Genomic DNA, 14,040 nt, shown 5'->3' on the forward strand with positions numbered 1-14,040 from the left:
CCGCGTGCCGGCCGGTGCTCCGGCTGCGACGATGGGCGGGTGAGCATCGAGGACGTCGCCGACGAGCTCTACGGCCTGCTGCCGGAGGAGTTCACCGCGGCCCGCAACACGGCTGCGGCGGAGGCGAAGTCGTCCGGTGACACGGACCTCGCGGCGCGCCTGCGCACGCTGCGCAAGCCGACGGCCGGGGCGTGGGTGCTCAACCGGCTGGTCCGCGACGACCCGGAGCAGGTGGAGGGCGTGCTCGAGCTCGGCGCCCGGCTGCGGGCGGCGCAGGGCACGCTGGCGGCCGCCGAGCTGCGCGCCCTCGACGCCCAGCGGCGCGAGCTGACCCGGGCGGTGGCCCGGCAGGCGGTCGACGCGGTGCGTGGTGAGGGGAGGCCGGTGTCCGCCGCGGTCGTCGGGGCGGTCGAGGAGACGCTGCGCTCGGCGATGGTCGACGCCGGGGTCGGGGCGGCCCTCGCGACGGGGCGGATGGTCGACACCGTCAGTGCGAGCGGCCTCGAGCCCGTCGACCTCTCGCGGGTCGTCGCGCTGGGGGCCGACACCCCGCCGGCGCGGCGGGCGGCGACCGCCGACCGGGCGGCGCGCGACGAGGCCGCGCTCGCGGCAGCGCGCACGGCGGCCGCGCGGGCGGAGGGCGCGCTGGAGCAGGCCCGCGTGGCCGCGGAGGAGGCCCGGCGACGGGCGACCTCGGCCGCGCGCCGTCGGGAGGAGGTCGCGGCGCGCCTGGCGCAGGCCCGCGCCGCCGTGGCCGACCTCGAGGACCAGCTGGCGGCATCCTCCGAGGTCGAGCACGACGCCCGCCGGGCGCAGCTCGCGAGCACCCGCGACGAGCGCACCGCGCAGGACGCCGCCACCGCCGCCCGCCGGGCCGTCGACCGCTTGACCGGCACCACCTGACCCCGCCCCGCCGCTCCTCCCGTCTCTTCGCGAACGTGTGTGAACACGCCGGCCTTTCCCGGCGGTTTCACCCGCGTTCGCGGATGGGGTGACCCCGAAAAGGTGAGACGCCGGGCGGGAAGGGTTGTCGAATGCATGGGGGTGCAGATTTGCACCGGCGTGCAACGAGTGCCTACGCTGGTCCGGTGAGCCGACCGACCTGCGTGACGACCTCGCTGCGCGACCGCAAGCGCGAGCGGACCCGCCACGACCTCGCCCTCGCGGCGTACCAGATCGTCCGGGACGAGGGCGTCGACGCGGTGACCGCCGAGGCCGTCGCCGACCGCGCCGGGGTCTCGCGCCGCACCTTCTTCAACTACTTCCCCTCCGTGGAGTCGGTGCTCACCGCGAGCGTCGCGGAGTTCTTCGCCTCGCTGAGCCGCCGCCTCGAGGACCGCCCGGCCGGCGAGCCGGTCCGCGACTCGCTCCTCTCGGTCGTCGACGACCCCTCCGACCTCGAGCTCGTCCAGCGCATCGGCGCCCTCGCCGCCGCCGGCGAGGCCTCCCCGCACGCCAAGGGCCTCATCCTCGCCGAGCTGCACGCCTGGCTCGACTGGTTCGAGGCCTGGCTGCGCGAGCGCCTCGGGCCGGGCCCGACCGAGCTCGAGGTCGCCACCCTCGCGAGCACCGTCGTCGGCGCCGGTGAGGCCGCCCTGCGGGTCTGGGCCCGCCACGCCGTCACCGAGCCCACCGACACCGACGCCCCGGGCTTCCTCGCGATGTTCGCCGCCGCCCTGCACAGCCTCTCCCGTCCTGCCCTCCCGGACACCGCCGTCCGCCCCGCCTGACCCACCGCCGCCCGACCCTCTCCCGCCCCGGAGGCCCGCATGTCCACCGCCCTGTACCGCCTCGGCCGCTGGTGCGCCGCTCACGCCTGGCGCGTGCTCGCCGCCTGGGTCGCCGTCCTCGCCGTCGCCGGCACGCTCGCCGGCACCGTCGGCACGCCGCTCACGAGCCAGGTGTCCATCCCCGGCACCGAGTTCGAGCGCGTGGTCCAGCGCCTGGGCACCGAGATCCCCGCGGCCGCAGGCGGTTTCGGACGGGTCGTGCTCGAGAGCGACTCCGGCTCGTTCACCGACGCGCAGAAGCAGGCCGTGACGGAGGCGATGGACGCCTGGAAGACGGTCCCCCACGTCGAGCGCGTCGTCGACCCCTTCGCCTCGCAGCAGCAGCTCGACGAGTCGGCGCAGAAGCTCGCCGACAGCAAGAAGCAGCTCGACGAGGGCCGCGCGCAGCTCGAGAGCGGCACGCAGCAGCTCGCCGACGCCAAGGGCCGGCTCGCGGGCGGCGAGTCGTTCCTCGCGCAGCTCGAGAAGACCGACCCCGAGGGGCAGGCGACCGCCGACCTGCGCGCGCAGGTCGAGGCCGGCCGGCAGCAGGTCGCCGAGGGCGAGCAGAAGCTCGCCGACGCCCGCGAGCAGCTCCTCGCCGGCGAGGCGCAGTACGCCGACGGCAAGACCGTCGCCGACGCCTCCGCCGGGACCCGGCTGCTCAGCGAGGACGGCCGCTACGCCGTCATCCAGGTGCAGTTCGACGACAACGCGCAGTCGATCCCGCCGGAGGACCGTGCGCTCATCCCCGAGAAGGGCGACCCGATCCTCGAGGCCGCCGGCATCACCCCGAGCTACAGCGTCGAGATCACCCAGGCGCTGGAGTTCATCGGCCCCGGCGAGATCCTCGGCCTCGCCGTCGCGCTCCTCGTCCTCGTGCTCGTGCTCGGCAGCCTCGTCGCGGCCGGCCTGCCCCTGCTCGTCGCGCTCCTCGGCGTCGGCGTCGGCCTCGGCGGCGCGATGGCGATGACGGCCTTCGTCGAGCTCAACACGACGACCCCGGCGCTCGCGCTCATGCTCGGCCTCGCGGTGGGCATCGACTACGCCCTCTTCATCGTCAACCGGCACCGCGCGAACATCCTCCACGGCACGCCGCTGCGCGAGTCGGTCGCCCGCTCGGTCGCGACCGCCGGCTCGGCCGTCACCTTCGCCGGCGCCACCGTCGTCATCGCCCTCGCCGCCCTCGTGCTCTCGGGCATCCCGATCCTCGCCGAGATGGGCCTCGTCGCGGCCGCCACGGTCGCCGTCTCGGTGCTCGTCGCGGTCACCGTCGCGCCGGCCGTCATGAGCCTCATGGGCACCCGCGTCGTCTCCCGACGGGCCTGGCGCAAGGCCGGGTTCGCGACGCCGGGGGATGCCACGAGCCGCGCCGACGCCGCGAGCGACCGGCCCGAGGAGCACGGCGCCTGGTACGTCTCGGCGGTCACCCGTCACCCGTGGCTCACCGTCCTCGGGGTCGTCGCGCTCGTCGGCGTCATGGCCGTGCCCGCCCTCGACATGCGCCTGGGCCTCCCCGACGGCGGCAGCGAGCCGACCGGGTCCAGCGCGTACACGGCCTACACCGCGGTCGCCGACGAGCTCGGCCCGGGGATGAACGGCCCCGTCGTCGCCGTCGCCGAGCTGCCCGCCGTCGACGGCACGCGCACCGACGCGCAGGTCCTCGACGCGCAGGCGACCATCGCCTCGGCGCTGCGCGGGGTCGACGGTGTCGTCAGCGTCGTGCCCTTCGGCGTGAGCGAGGACAAGGAGACGCTCGCGTTCCAGGTCGTCCCGAGCACCGGCCCGGCCGACGAGGGAACGCCGGCCACCATCGACGGCATCCGCCGCACCGCCTCGCTCCTCGAGCGCCACGACGGCATCGAGATCGGCCTCACCGGGCAGACGGTGGCGAACATCGAGATCTCCGACCGGCTCCAGGGGGCACTGCCCTTCTACCTGACCGTCGTCGTCGGGCTCTCCCTGCTCATCCTCATGGTCGTCTTCCGCTCGGTCGTCGTGCCGCTCGTCGCCACCGGCGGGTTCCTGCTCTCCGTGGCGGCGGCCTTCGGAGCGACCGTCGCGGTTCACCAGTGGGGCTGGCTCGGGTCGTGGTTCGGTGTGACACAGCCCGGCCCGATCCTGTCGTTCATGCCGATCATCCTCATCGGCGTGCTCTTCGGGCTCGCGATGGACTACCAGATGTTCCTCGTCTCGGGCATGCACGAGGCGCACTCCCACGGCGAGGACGCCCGCACCGCGGTGCGGTCCGGCTTCGTCCACGGCGTCAAGGTCGTCACGGCGGCGGCGGTCATCATGACGTCGGTCTTCCTCGGCTTCGCCTACAGCCACCTCGTGATGGTCCGGCCGATCGGTTTCGGTCTCGCGGTCGGCGTCCTCGTCGACGCGTTCGTCGTCCGGATGACGCTGACGCCCGCCGTCATGCACCTGCTCGGCGAGCGCGCCTGGTGGATGCCGCGCTGGCTCGACCGGCTGCTGCCCGACCTCGACGTCGAGGGCGTCAGGCTGGCCGACCACCTCGCGCAGGAGGACGCCCGGCACGCGCCGACCGGCACCACCGACGCCGCGGAGCGCGAGCCGGTCGCGCCCCGCGCCTGACCCGCGGCAGGGCACAGAGGAGCCATCGAGGTCGCACAGGTCCGCCACAGCGCCGGGGCGGACCGTCGAGGGGTCAGCACGTCCCGACCCCGGAGGCGACCACCATGCGCACCACCCCTCGTGCCCTGCAGCAGGCCAGGGCCTGGACGGCCGGCGCCGTCGCCGCGGCGGCCCTGACGACCGGGGTCGCCGGCTACCACCTGGCGACCACGACCACCACCGCGAGCGCGGCGACGACCGGCTCCTCCGACGACGGCTCGTCGGGCTCGTCCGGCTCGAGCACCTCGTCCGGCTGGAGCAGCAGCTCCTCCGGGACGTCCGGGTTCTCCTCCCCCGGCGGGGTCTCCGGCAGCAGCGGGTCGTCGCAGTCGACGACCCACGGGTCCTGAGGCGCCCGCCGTGCCCCCCGCCCCGTCGACCCTCACCTCGCCGGCGGTGGCCGAGCTCGAGGCGATCGGGACGACCGTCCGCCTCCTCGTGACCGAGCCGGTCGTCCTCGCCGAGGCCGAGGCGATCGTGCGCGACCACCTCGCGGCGCTGGACCGCGCGGCCTCGCGCTTCCGCCCCGACTCGGAGGTGAGCCGGCTCGCCGCCGCCGCGGCCCACGGGCCGGCCGGCCTCGTCGCCTCCCCCGTCCTCGCGAGCAGCCTGCGGGGGGCCCTGCGCGCGGCCCGCCTCACCGACGGGCTCGTCGACCCGACCGTCGGTGGGGCGGTCGCCGCGTCCGGCTACGACGCCGACCTCGCCGTCGTCCGCGGCCGCACCGCGCCCCTGCGGCCGGCGGCGTCCGTCCCCGGCTGGCGCAGCATCCACCTCGACCCGGTGACCGACCGCGTCGAGGTCCCCGCCGGCTGCCTGCTCGACCTCGGGGCGACCGCGAAGGCGCACGCGGCCGACGTCCTCGCCGACCGGCTGGCGACCCGGCTGCGCGGCGGCTTCCTCGTCGACCTGGGCGGCGACCTCGCGGTCGGCGGCCCGGCCCCGGAGGGGGGCTGGCGGGTCGGCGTCGAGGACGTTGACGGCCACGTCGTCCAGGTCCTGGCCCTCCGGCGCGGCCAGGCGGTCGCGACGAGCTCGACCCGGCGGCGCACCTGGGCGGGCGCCGACGGCAGCACCCGCCACCACGTCCTCGACCCCCGCACCGGGGCCACCGCCCCCGTGACGTGGGCCCAGGTCACCGTCGTCGCCGCGAGCGCCCTCGAGGCCAACGCGGCCTCCACCGCCGCCGTCGTGCTCGGCGACGACGCCCCCGCCTGGCTGGCCGGCACCGGCCTGCCCGCCCGGCTCGACACCGGCCACGCCGTCGTCACGACCCCCGGCTGGCCCGACCCGACGGAGGTGACCTCGTGAACGAGGCGCTCTGGTACCTCTCGCGCGCGACCGGCGTGGCGAGCATCGCCCTGCTGACGGCCGTCGTCGTCCTCGGCGTCGTCACGGCCGGCCGGCGCCGGCCCCACGGCGGCTCCGCGACCGTCGTCATGACCGTCCACCGCTGGCTCTCCCTCGGGATGCTCACCTTCGTCACGGTCCACGTCGCCACGGCGGTCGCCGAGACCTACGTGAGCATCGACGCGGTGTCGGCGGTGCTGCCCTTCACGAGCGGGTACGAGCCGTTCTGGGTCGGCCTCGGCACTCTCGCGGTCGACCTCCTCGCCGTCGTCGCCGCCACGTCGTGGCTGCGGCCGCGCCTGCCCGAGCGGGTGTGGCGCTGGGTGCACCGCGCCACCTACGCCCTGTGGCCGTCGGCCCTGGTCCACGGGCTCGCCCTCGGCACCTCGGACCAGCCGGGCCTGCGGGCCGTCACCGTGGCGTGCGGCGGCATCGGCGTCGTGGCCGTCCTGTGGCGGCTGCTCGCCACGCACGCCGACCGCGCCCGCCGCGACGTCGTCCTCGGGGGTGAGTGGTCGTGAGCCTCGTCGACGACCTCCACGCCGCCGGCCTGACCGGCCGGGGCGGGGCCGCCTTCAGCACCGGCGTCAAGGTCGACGCCGCCCACGACCACGGCGCGCACCTCGTCGTCAACGCCTGCGACGGCGAGATCGGCGCCGCCAAGGACGCGTTCGTCGTCGAGCACCACCTCGAGGAGCTCGTGCGCGGCGCCCACCTCGTGGCGCCCGGCCGGCCCCGCACCATCCGCTTCGCCGCCCACCGCGGGTCGCGGACGGCCGCGCTCCTCACCGCCGCCGGGCTCGACGTCCTCGACGTCCCCGGCCGCTACGTGTCCTCGGAGGAGAGCGCCCTCGTCTCGGCCGCGCAGGGTGGCCTGGCCCGGCCGATGACCAAGCGCCGGCCGTTCGTCTCCGGCGGCCGGGACGCCGACGGCCGCCGCGTGCCGCCGACCGTCGTCCTCAACGCCGAGACGGTGTGGCGCGTCGCCCAGGTCGCCGAGCACGGCCCGGCCTGGTTCCGGTCGTTCGGCACCGAGGCCGAGCCGGGCCCCCGGCTGGTCACCCTGACCGGTGCGGTCTCCTGGCCGGGCGTCCTCGAGACGCAGGCCGGCACCCCCCTCGCCGAGCTCCTCGCGGCGGCCGAGCCCGTGCGCGGCGCCGAGCACGTCGTCGTCGGGGGGCTCGGGGGCTCCCTCGTGCCGCTGCACCGGCTGCGCGCCCTGCGCTGGTCCACCGACGAGCTGGCCGGGGTCGGCGCGAGCCTCGGACCGGGCATCCTCGACGTCCTCGACCCGCACCACTGCCCCGTCCGCACCGTCGCCGGGTACCTCCGGTACGCGGCCGGCGAGACCGCGGGGCAGTGCGGGCCGTGCATGTTCGGCGTGCCGGCGCTGGCCGGCGCCTGGGACCGGCTCCTCGCCGACCCCGCCCCGGCCGCCGCCCACGAGGTGCGCCGGCACGCCGGCCTCCTCCCCGACCGCGGCGCCTGCCGCTTCCCCGACGGCGTCTCGCGCTTCGCCGCCTCGGCGCTGCGGGTCCTCGGCCCCCACCTCGACGCGCACGCCGTCGGGACCTGCCCCACCGAAGGGAGCATCGCCCGTGCCCACCACGCCTGACCGCGCACCGGCCCTGCGGGTGGACCGGGTCGCCTGCACCGGCCACGGGGTGTGCGCCACCCTCCTCGCCGGGCGGGTCCGCCTCGACGAGTGGGGCTACCCCGTCGTCGACGACCCACAGGTCCCCCGCCCCGAGGGCGACCGCGCCCTCACCTTCTGCCCCGCCCGCGCCCTTTACTGGTCCGACCGGCCCTGACCGCGCTCAGCGGGCCGAGCGGCGCCGCGGCGACCAGGCCGGGTGCGAGATGAGCTCCTCGAGGAGCTGCACCGCGCGCTCGGCCGGGGCGCTCGAGGCCCCCAGCTGCCGGACGACGGCCGAGAGGTGGCGCACCGGCGCCGGCGGCGCGAGGTCGACGCGCACGACCGACGGCGGCAGCCCCCGCGCGGCGAGGCCGGGCATCACCGAGACGCCGACCCCGGCCGCCACGAAGCCGATGGCCGTGTGGTGGTCCTGGGCCTGCACGGTGAACCGGGGCCGCAGGCCGACCGCCGCGCACGCGGCCACGAGCAGCCGGTGGCCGACGGCGTGGGGGTAGTCGCTGCTCACCCACGTCTCGCCGCGCAGGTCGGTCAGCGCGATCTGCGCCTCGCCGGCGAGCGGGTGGTCGCGCGGGAGCACGGCGACGAACGGGTCGTCGGTGAGGTCGACCCGGCGCAGGCCGGCGGGCACCGGGGTGTCGGGCGGGTCGATCGCCAGGTCGAGGTCCGGGCGCGGCCCGCGCTGCTCGACCTCGTTGAGCCGCAGCTCGAGGACGAGGTCGGGGAACTCGGTCGTCAGCCGCCGCACGAGGCTCGGCATCCACGCCGACCCGGCGCTCGCGAAGTAGCCGATGGACAGCCGCCCCGACCGGCCGTCGCGCAGGTCCGAGACGACGTGCTCGAGGCGGCTCCACTGGCTCATCGCCTCGTCGCTCTGGGCGTCGAGGACGAGGGCGGCCTCGGTCGGCACGATGCCCCGGCCCGAGCGCTGGAAGAGGGTCAGCCCGGTCTCGCGCTGGAGCGCCGCGAGGTGCTGGCTGACCGCCGAGGAGGTGAGCCCGAGGTTGTCGGCGGCGGCCTGGACCGAGCCGCTGGCGACGACCGAGCGGAAGACCGTGAGGCGGTGCGGGTCGAGCATCCACCAATGTTAAGTGATACTGCGGGATCCTGAAGCAAAGTCGCGTTGTGCTGCACGGTCAGGAGGCGGAACATAGGACCCATGAACGCCGCATCGCTCTCCGTCCAGAAGGCCCGTCACCTCGCGCAGACCCTCCGCACCAACCGCCTCTCCGGGCGCGGCTGGGACGGGCAGGTCGACCGCGACCTCGTCCGCGAGACGCACGAGATCTACCTCCTCGCGCAGTCCGCCACCCCGCGTCACATCTGAGCGCCCACCGGGGGCCCAGCAGCACGCAGACCGACCCTCACGCCACGACGTGGCGGAGGGTCGTCGTCGTCTCCGGGGCCTCCTCGTCGAGGTGCGCCCGCTGGGCGAGGTAGAGCTCGGCGCAGGCGAGGGCGTCGGTCAGCGCCTCGTGGGCCCGGTAGACCGGCAGCCCGTAGCGGGCGCGGGCGGTCCACAGCCGCAGCGCCCCGGGCTCGGACGCGGCGTCCCACCCCCCGCCCCGCGCGCGGCGCTCCAGCTCGAAGGTGTCGACGACCTCGACGGGGAGGCCGGCCCCCCACCGCCGCTCGCAGGCCGCCCCGAGGAAGGTCGTCTCGATCCGCGCGAAGTGCGCGAGCAGCACCCGCCCGGCGAGCGCCCGCAGGAGTGCGCCGAGCACGTCCTCCAGCGGCAGCCCGGCGGCCAGCGCGTCGTCGGTGATGCCGTGGACGGTGGCACTGCGGCCGACCTCGCCCGCGTCGGCGACGACATGGCCGCCGGCCCCGCCGAGGTCGACCCGGCCGCCGTCGACCGGCACCCAGCCCACCGCCAGCACGCGGTCGCGGGCCGGGTCCAGGCCCGTCGTCTCGATGTCGACCGCGAGCAGCGGCAGGCGCTCCAGCGGGGTGTCCCGCTCGGGCGACGGGGAGGCGAGCAGGTCGGCGAGCGGCCCCGGGGCGCACCGGCGCAGGGCGCGCTCGCGGCGCGCGGCGACCGGTCGGCGCAGCAGGCTCACCGGGCCCCGCTCACGAGACGAACTGCGTGAGGTGGCGGCGGCCGAGCGACTGCTGCGCGGACCGGACGATCGCGAAGGCCTCGCGCAGGTGGCGCTTCTCGAAGCTCGACAGGGTCGCGGGGTCGACGAAGTTGTCCGGCGGGCTCCCGTTGCGGACCTGCGCGGACTGGTGGCGCAGCCGCACGTAGCCGATGAACTCGAAGGCGTCGCGCAGGTCGTCGGCGAGCTCGTCGCCGATCACCCCGGCACGCCGGGCGGCCTCGAGCCGGGCACGGGTGTTGACGGCCGGCGACCCCGTCGCGAGGGCGTGGACCCGGGCGAGCTCGACGACGGGCAGGATGCCGCCGCGCTTGATCTCGAGCCGGTCCTTGTGCTCGCCGGCCTTCTCGAGGACGAGCCCGCGGAAGAAGCCGAGCGGCGGCTCGTGCGCCCCGGCGTCCTTGGCGAGGTGCGCGAGGAACGTCGCCGCCCCCGGGGTCGACGCGAGGGTGTGCTGCTGGAGCCGGGCGTGGAGCGACTCGTCCCCGTGGACCGGGCGCATGTCGAAGAACACCGCCGAGTGCAGCACCGCCTCGGGCGTCGGGGAGGCGACCCACGAGGACACCTCGCGGCGCCAGGCGCGCAGGGTCCGGCGCCATTGCGGGCTCGAGGCCATGACGCCGCCAGTGCACCGGGGGTAGCCGCAGCGCACGAGCGCCTCGGTGACCCGCTCGGCGAAGGTCGCGAACCACGCGAGCCCGGCGTCGTCCACGGCGTCGTCGATGACGAGCGCGGTGTCCTGGTCGGTCGCGAGCGCCTGCTCCAGCCGCGCGCGCGACCCCAGGGCCATCCAGCAGTAGGGCACGGGCGCCGGGCCCATCTCCTCCTCGACGAGCGCGATGAGCCGGCGCTCGACCGCATCGCCCACGGCGGTGACGACCCGGCCGATGTCGTCGGCGCTGGCGTCCTGGCCGACGAGGCCCTCGACGACCCGGGGCAGGCGCGACGCGGCTCGGGCCACGCCCTCGACGTCGGCCTGCCGGGCGACGTCGCCCGCGAGGTAGACGGGGTTCGCCTCCTCGAGCCGCAGGAGGTCGGTCGTCGTCACGACTCCCGCGGGCCGGCCGGCGGCGTCGACGAGCGGCAGGTGGTGGATGCGCCGGCTCGTCATCGTCAGCAGCGCCTCGAAGGCCAGCGACTCGGCCGGCGCCGTCACCGGGTCGGGCGTCATCACCGTCGTGACGGCGGCCGCGGGGTCCGCTCCGGCCGCGAGCACCCGGCTGCGCAGGTCGCGGTCGGTGAGGATGCCGACGAGGCGGTCGCCGTCGAGGACGACGAGGGAGGAGACGCGTTGCTCGGTCATCGTCGTCGCGGCCTCGCGGATGCTCGCGCTCGCCGGCACCGAGACGACGCCGCGGGCGACGAGCTCGTGCACGGGGGTCGTGAGGATGGCGTGCCCCGACCCCGAGACGCGCAGCCCCGCGACGGCCCCGCTCATCCGGCTGCGGCGCTGCGCGTCGAAGAACGCGTCGACGTCGGGGTGCTCGCGGCAGAGGGCGTGGAAGTCGTCCTCGGGCAGCAGGAGGACGAGGCAGTCCTCGATCGCGGTGACCGAGAAGGTCGACGGGTTGCCCTGGGTCAGGGTGATGGACCCGAACGTGCTGCCGGCCTCGCCGCGGTCGACGAGCGTGCCCTGGGCGTCGCGGACGTCGGCGGCCCCGGCTCGCAGGACGCGCAGGTGGTGGTTGTCGTGCCCCCGGGCGATGATCTCGCGCCCACGGCGCACGTACTCGACCGACATCCGCGCCGGCAGCCGCTCGAGGACCTGCGGGGGCAGCCCGGCGAACGGCTCGTGGGCGGCGAGGAAGTCGCGCACCTCGGCCAGCTCGACGTCGAGGGTCATGCAGCCATCGTCCCAGCGTGCACGCGAGCCACACAACGGGGCGCTGACCTGCTGGGATGAGGTCACTCGGGTGCCGCACCGGCGCCCCGGCGAAAGGGTGGGCACGATGAGCGAGAACCCGACCGAAGGACCGGCCGACAGCGACGCCGGCGAGCCCGGCATCCCCGGCGAGCACGACGGCGGCGCCGACGGCGGCGCCGGCGCCGAGGGTCCCGCCGACAGCGGCGCGGGCCAGGAGACCGTCCCCGGCCAGGAGGACGGTGGCGCCGACGGCGACGCCGAGGGTCCGGCCGACAGCGGCGCCGGCGAGCCGGGCACGCCCGGCGAGCAGGACGGTGGCGCCGACGGCGGGGCCGACGGGTCCTGATGACCGACGCGCACCACCCCGGGCCCCCGGCCGCGCTCCCCACGGGGACCGGCCGGGGGCTCGGGCCGTTCGTCGCCCTGCCCCCGGAGCGCTTCGCGGCCGAGCACTGGGACCGCGCGCCGCTGCTGACCCGCGCGGCCGAGCTGCCCGCCCCGACGCACGGCTTCGGCCCCGACGCCGTCGACGAACTGCTCTCCCGCCGCGGGCTGCGCACGCCGTTCCTGCGGATGGCCAAGGAGGGCTCGACCCTCGAGGCGCGCGAGCTGACCCTCGGTGGCGGGGTCGGTGCGAGCATCACCGACCAGGTGAGCGAGGACAAGGTCCTGCGGCACTTCGCCGACGGCGCGACGATCGTCCTCCAGGGGCTGCACCGCACGTGGGCCCCGGTGTCCGACACCGCCCGCGGGCTCTCGACGGCGTTGGGCCACCCGGTGCAGGTCAACGCGTACGTCACGCCGCCGCAGAACCGCGGCTTCGACGACCACTACGACGTGCACGACGTGTTCGTCGTCCAGGTGTCCGGCGAGAAGCACTGGCGCGTGCGGCCGCCCGTCCTCGAGGCGCCGTTGCGCGGCCAGCCGTGGACCGACCGCCGCGACGAGGTGCGCGCCGCCGCCGAGCAGGAGCCGGTCGTCGACGCCGTGCTCGCTCCCGGCGACTGCCTCTACCTGCCGCGCGGCTGGCTGCACTCCGCGACCGCCCTCGGCGGCACGAGCATCCACCTGACCTTCGGCGTCCACGTGTGGACCGGCCGCACCCTCGCCGACGACCTGCTGGCCGCCGCCGGGCGCGTCCTCGACGACGACCTCGCGCTGCGCCGGGCGCTGCCGCCGGGCGTCGACGTGCTCGACCCGGCGACCGCCGCCGCCGCACGGGCCGCGGTGCGCGACAGCGTCGTCGCCGCGCTCGACGCCGTGAGCGACGAGGACCTCGCGGCTGCCCTGGCCCGGCGTGCGCGGGCCGCGGAGCGCGCCGAGCCGCTCGGCGTCCTCGCCCAGCACGCCGCCGCCGACGCCGAGGTCGGCCCGCGCTGGCGGGTCCGCGCGGGGCTGGCCGCGCGGTGGGAGGGCACGACGCTCGTCACCCGGGTGGGCCGGACGTCGTTCGGGGCCGACGAGGCCGACGACGTCGCCGCGGTGCTCGACGGTCGGGTGGCCCCGGATGCGCTGGCGCCGGAGCTGCGGCGGCGGCTGGCCCTCGCGGGGCTGCTCGTCAGCGGGCCGTCGAGCCCCTGACCACCAGGCGCGTCTGCAGCACGGTGTCGGGCGGCACCTCGCGCCCGGCGATGCGCCCGAGCAGCACCTCGACCATGACCCGCCCCATCCGCGCCACGGGCTGGCGGACGCTCGTCAGCTCGGGGTCGGTGTGGCGGCAGACCGCGGCGTCGTCGAAGCCGACGAGCCCGACGTCGGTGGGCACGTCGAGACCGGCCTCGCGCAGGACCCGCAGCGCGCCGACGGCCATGAGGTCCGAGGCGGCGAACACCCCGTCCGGTGGCGGCCCGGCCGCGAGCACCTCGGCCATCGCGCGGCGGCCGCTCTCCTCGGAGTAGTCGCCGACGGCGACCGCCACCTCGGCGCGGTCGATGCCCGCGGCCTCGGCGGCGTCGAGCGCGCCCACGAGCCGGTCGCGTCCCGAGGACATGTCCTGCGGGCCGGCGAGCACGGCGAGACGTCGCCGTCCGGTCGCGACGAGGTGGTCGACAGCGCTGCGGCCGCCGGCGAGGTTGTCGATGTCGACGAGGTACGCCGGCCGGCTCGTCGCCGGGCTGCCGCCGCAGACCGTCGGCACGCCACGGGCCTCGAGCAGCGACGGCAGGGGGTCCTCGGCGTGCAGCGACAGGAGGAGCACCCCGTCGACGTGCTGCTCGGTGAGGTAGGCCGCGGCCCGCTCGTGCCCGCCGGCGGCGCCGGCCATCGTCAGGACGAGCTGGAGACCGGCCTCGGCCAGCCGCTCGCCGATGCCGCGGACGATGCCGGCGAAGTAGGGCTCCCCGAACACCCGCTCCTCGGGCTCGGAGACGACGAGGACGACGGTGTCGGTGCGCCGGGTGACGAGCGAGCGGGCCGCGCGGTTGGGGACGTAGCCGAGCTCGGCGACCGCCGCGAGCACGGCGTCCCGGGCGGCGGGGCTGACGTGCGGGGAGTCGTTGAGCACGCGCGACGCGGTGCCGCGGCCCACCCCCGCATGGGCCGCGACCTCGGCGAGGGTGGGAGGCCGTCCGGCTCCCGTGACGCGACCGGGTTCCCGATCGGTCGCGGCACGGTCGCCGGACGGGTGCGGACGCTGACCGGGCACAGGGGGTCCCGTCAGCGTGGGAG

The 14,040-nt window shown here is 76.6% G+C and carries 15 protein-coding genes; 11 read left to right on the plus strand and 4 right to left on the minus strand.

All coding sequences use genetic code 11. The features are described 5' to 3' along the window. Positions 1-39: 39 nt before the first annotated feature. The 8 genes from LG324_RS00275 (at position 40) to LG324_RS00310 (ending at position 7,567) form a co-directional block, all read left to right on the plus strand. Positions 40-903 carry a hypothetical protein gene (locus LG324_RS00275; RefSeq protein WP_404350769.1) on the plus strand — a complete coding sequence of 288 codons (864 nt, stop codon included), beginning with the start codon at positions 40-42 and terminating at the stop codon, positions 901-903. 185 nt (positions 904-1,088) lie between these two features. Beyond that, positions 1,089-1,730 carry a TetR/AcrR family transcriptional regulator gene (locus LG324_RS00280; protein WP_207022195.1) on the plus strand — a complete coding sequence of 214 codons (642 nt, stop codon included), beginning with the start codon at positions 1,089-1,091 and terminating at the stop codon, positions 1,728-1,730. Positions 1,731-1,769: 39 nt separating this feature from the next. Then, complete coding sequence (locus LG324_RS00285) at positions 1,770-4,367, plus strand: MMPL family transporter (RefSeq protein WP_051749972.1); 2,598 nt, start codon at positions 1,770-1,772, stop codon at positions 4,365-4,367. Between the two features lie 104 nt (positions 4,368-4,471). Continuing rightward, positions 4,472-4,756: a hypothetical protein gene (locus tag LG324_RS00290; protein ID WP_404350771.1), complete on the plus strand. Its 285-nt coding sequence runs from the start codon at positions 4,472-4,474 to the stop codon at positions 4,754-4,756. Positions 4,757-4,766: 10 nt separating this feature from the next. Further along, positions 4,767-5,717: an FAD:protein FMN transferase gene (locus LG324_RS00295; protein WP_404350773.1), complete on the plus strand. Its 951-nt coding sequence runs from the start codon at positions 4,767-4,769 to the stop codon at positions 5,715-5,717. Further along, entirely contained in the window at positions 5,714-6,277 is a 564-nt protein-coding gene (locus LG324_RS00300; RefSeq protein ID WP_404350775.1) for a ferric reductase-like transmembrane domain-containing protein, read from the plus strand. Before LG324_RS00295 ends, LG324_RS00300 begins: the two co-directional genes overlap by 4 nt. Beyond that, positions 6,274-7,371, plus strand: coding sequence for an NADH-ubiquinone oxidoreductase-F iron-sulfur binding region domain-containing protein (locus LG324_RS00305; protein ID WP_404350777.1), 1,098 nt, complete (start codon positions 6,274-6,276; stop codon positions 7,369-7,371). The genes LG324_RS00300 and LG324_RS00305 overlap by 4 nt, the downstream gene beginning before the upstream one ends. Further along, positions 7,355-7,567 (plus strand): ferredoxin, encoded by a 213-nt coding sequence (locus tag LG324_RS00310; protein ID WP_404350779.1) that lies wholly within the window; start codon positions 7,355-7,357, stop codon positions 7,565-7,567. Before LG324_RS00305 ends, LG324_RS00310 begins: the two co-directional genes overlap by 17 nt. A gap of 6 nt (positions 7,568-7,573) precedes the next feature. Here the strand turns inward: LG324_RS00310 and LG324_RS00315 are convergent, their stop codons facing one another. After that, a complete protein-coding gene (locus tag LG324_RS00315) occupies positions 7,574-8,488 on the minus strand; it encodes a LysR family transcriptional regulator (RefSeq protein WP_404350781.1) in 915 nt (304 codons plus the stop codon). Positions 8,489-8,569: 81 nt separating this feature from the next. Between LG324_RS00315 and LG324_RS00320 the strand changes: the two genes are divergently transcribed. After that, on the plus strand, positions 8,570-8,737 hold the full coding sequence (locus tag LG324_RS00320; protein WP_157577255.1) for a hypothetical protein: 168 nt from the start codon (positions 8,570-8,572) through the stop codon (positions 8,735-8,737). 37 nt (positions 8,738-8,774) lie between these two features. Here the strand turns inward: LG324_RS00320 and LG324_RS00325 are convergent, their stop codons facing one another. Continuing rightward, the gene (locus LG324_RS00325) at positions 8,775-9,470 is read right to left on the minus strand and encodes an exonuclease domain-containing protein (protein ID WP_404350783.1); all 696 of its coding nucleotides are present in this window, start codon (positions 9,468-9,470) and stop codon (positions 8,775-8,777) included. 10 nt (positions 9,471-9,480) lie between these two features. Beyond that, complete coding sequence (locus LG324_RS00330) at positions 9,481-11,352, minus strand: putative nucleotidyltransferase substrate binding domain-containing protein (protein ID WP_404350785.1); 1,872 nt, start codon at positions 11,350-11,352, stop codon at positions 9,481-9,483. Positions 11,353-11,458: 106 nt separating this feature from the next. On the opposite strand from LG324_RS00330, the gene LG324_RS00335 reads away from it, so the two are divergent. Beyond that, positions 11,459-11,719: a hypothetical protein gene (locus LG324_RS00335; protein WP_030526281.1), complete on the plus strand. Its 261-nt coding sequence runs from the start codon at positions 11,459-11,461 to the stop codon at positions 11,717-11,719. Then, positions 11,719-12,954: a cupin domain-containing protein gene (locus tag LG324_RS00340; protein ID WP_404350787.1), complete on the plus strand. Its 1,236-nt coding sequence runs from the start codon at positions 11,719-11,721 to the stop codon at positions 12,952-12,954. The genes LG324_RS00335 and LG324_RS00340 overlap by 1 nt, the downstream gene beginning before the upstream one ends. Here LG324_RS00340 and LG324_RS00345 read toward each other — a convergent pair. Next, positions 12,932-13,900, minus strand: a complete 969-nt coding sequence (locus LG324_RS00345) for a LacI family DNA-binding transcriptional regulator (RefSeq protein ID WP_051750146.1) — start codon at positions 13,898-13,900, stop codon at positions 12,932-12,934. The two genes, LG324_RS00340 and LG324_RS00345, sit on opposite strands and share 23 nt — an antisense overlap. Positions 13,901-14,040 lie beyond the last annotated feature (140 nt).

Source organism: Phycicoccus jejuensis (assembly GCF_044797865.1).
In the GTDB taxonomy this organism is placed as follows: domain Bacteria; phylum Actinomycetota; class Actinomycetes; order Actinomycetales; family Dermatophilaceae; genus Phycicoccus; species Phycicoccus jejuensis.

Bases quoted from the DNA above. Each gene is read 5' to 3' on its own strand.
- LG324_RS00285 (WP_051749972.1), top strand. From the start codon at position 1,770: ATGTCCACCGCCCTGTACCGCCTCGGCCGCTGGTGCGCCGCTCACGCC.
- LG324_RS00290 (WP_404350771.1), top strand. From the start codon at position 4,472: ATGCGCACCACCCCTCGTGCCCTGCAGCAGGCCAGGGCCTGGACGGCC.
- LG324_RS00315 (WP_404350781.1), bottom strand. From the start codon at position 8,488: ATGCTCGACCCGCACCGCCTCACGGTCTTCCGCTCGGTCGTCGCCAGC.
- LG324_RS00320 (WP_157577255.1), top strand. From the start codon at position 8,570: ATGAACGCCGCATCGCTCTCCGTCCAGAAGGCCCGTCACCTCGCGCAG.
- LG324_RS00330 (WP_404350785.1), bottom strand. From the start codon at position 11,352: ATGACCCTCGACGTCGAGCTGGCCGAGGTGCGCGACTTCCTCGCCGCC.
- LG324_RS00335 (WP_030526281.1), top strand. From the start codon at position 11,459: ATGAGCGAGAACCCGACCGAAGGACCGGCCGACAGCGACGCCGGCGAG.
- LG324_RS00340 (WP_404350787.1), top strand. From the start codon at position 11,719: ATGACCGACGCGCACCACCCCGGGCCCCCGGCCGCGCTCCCCACGGGG.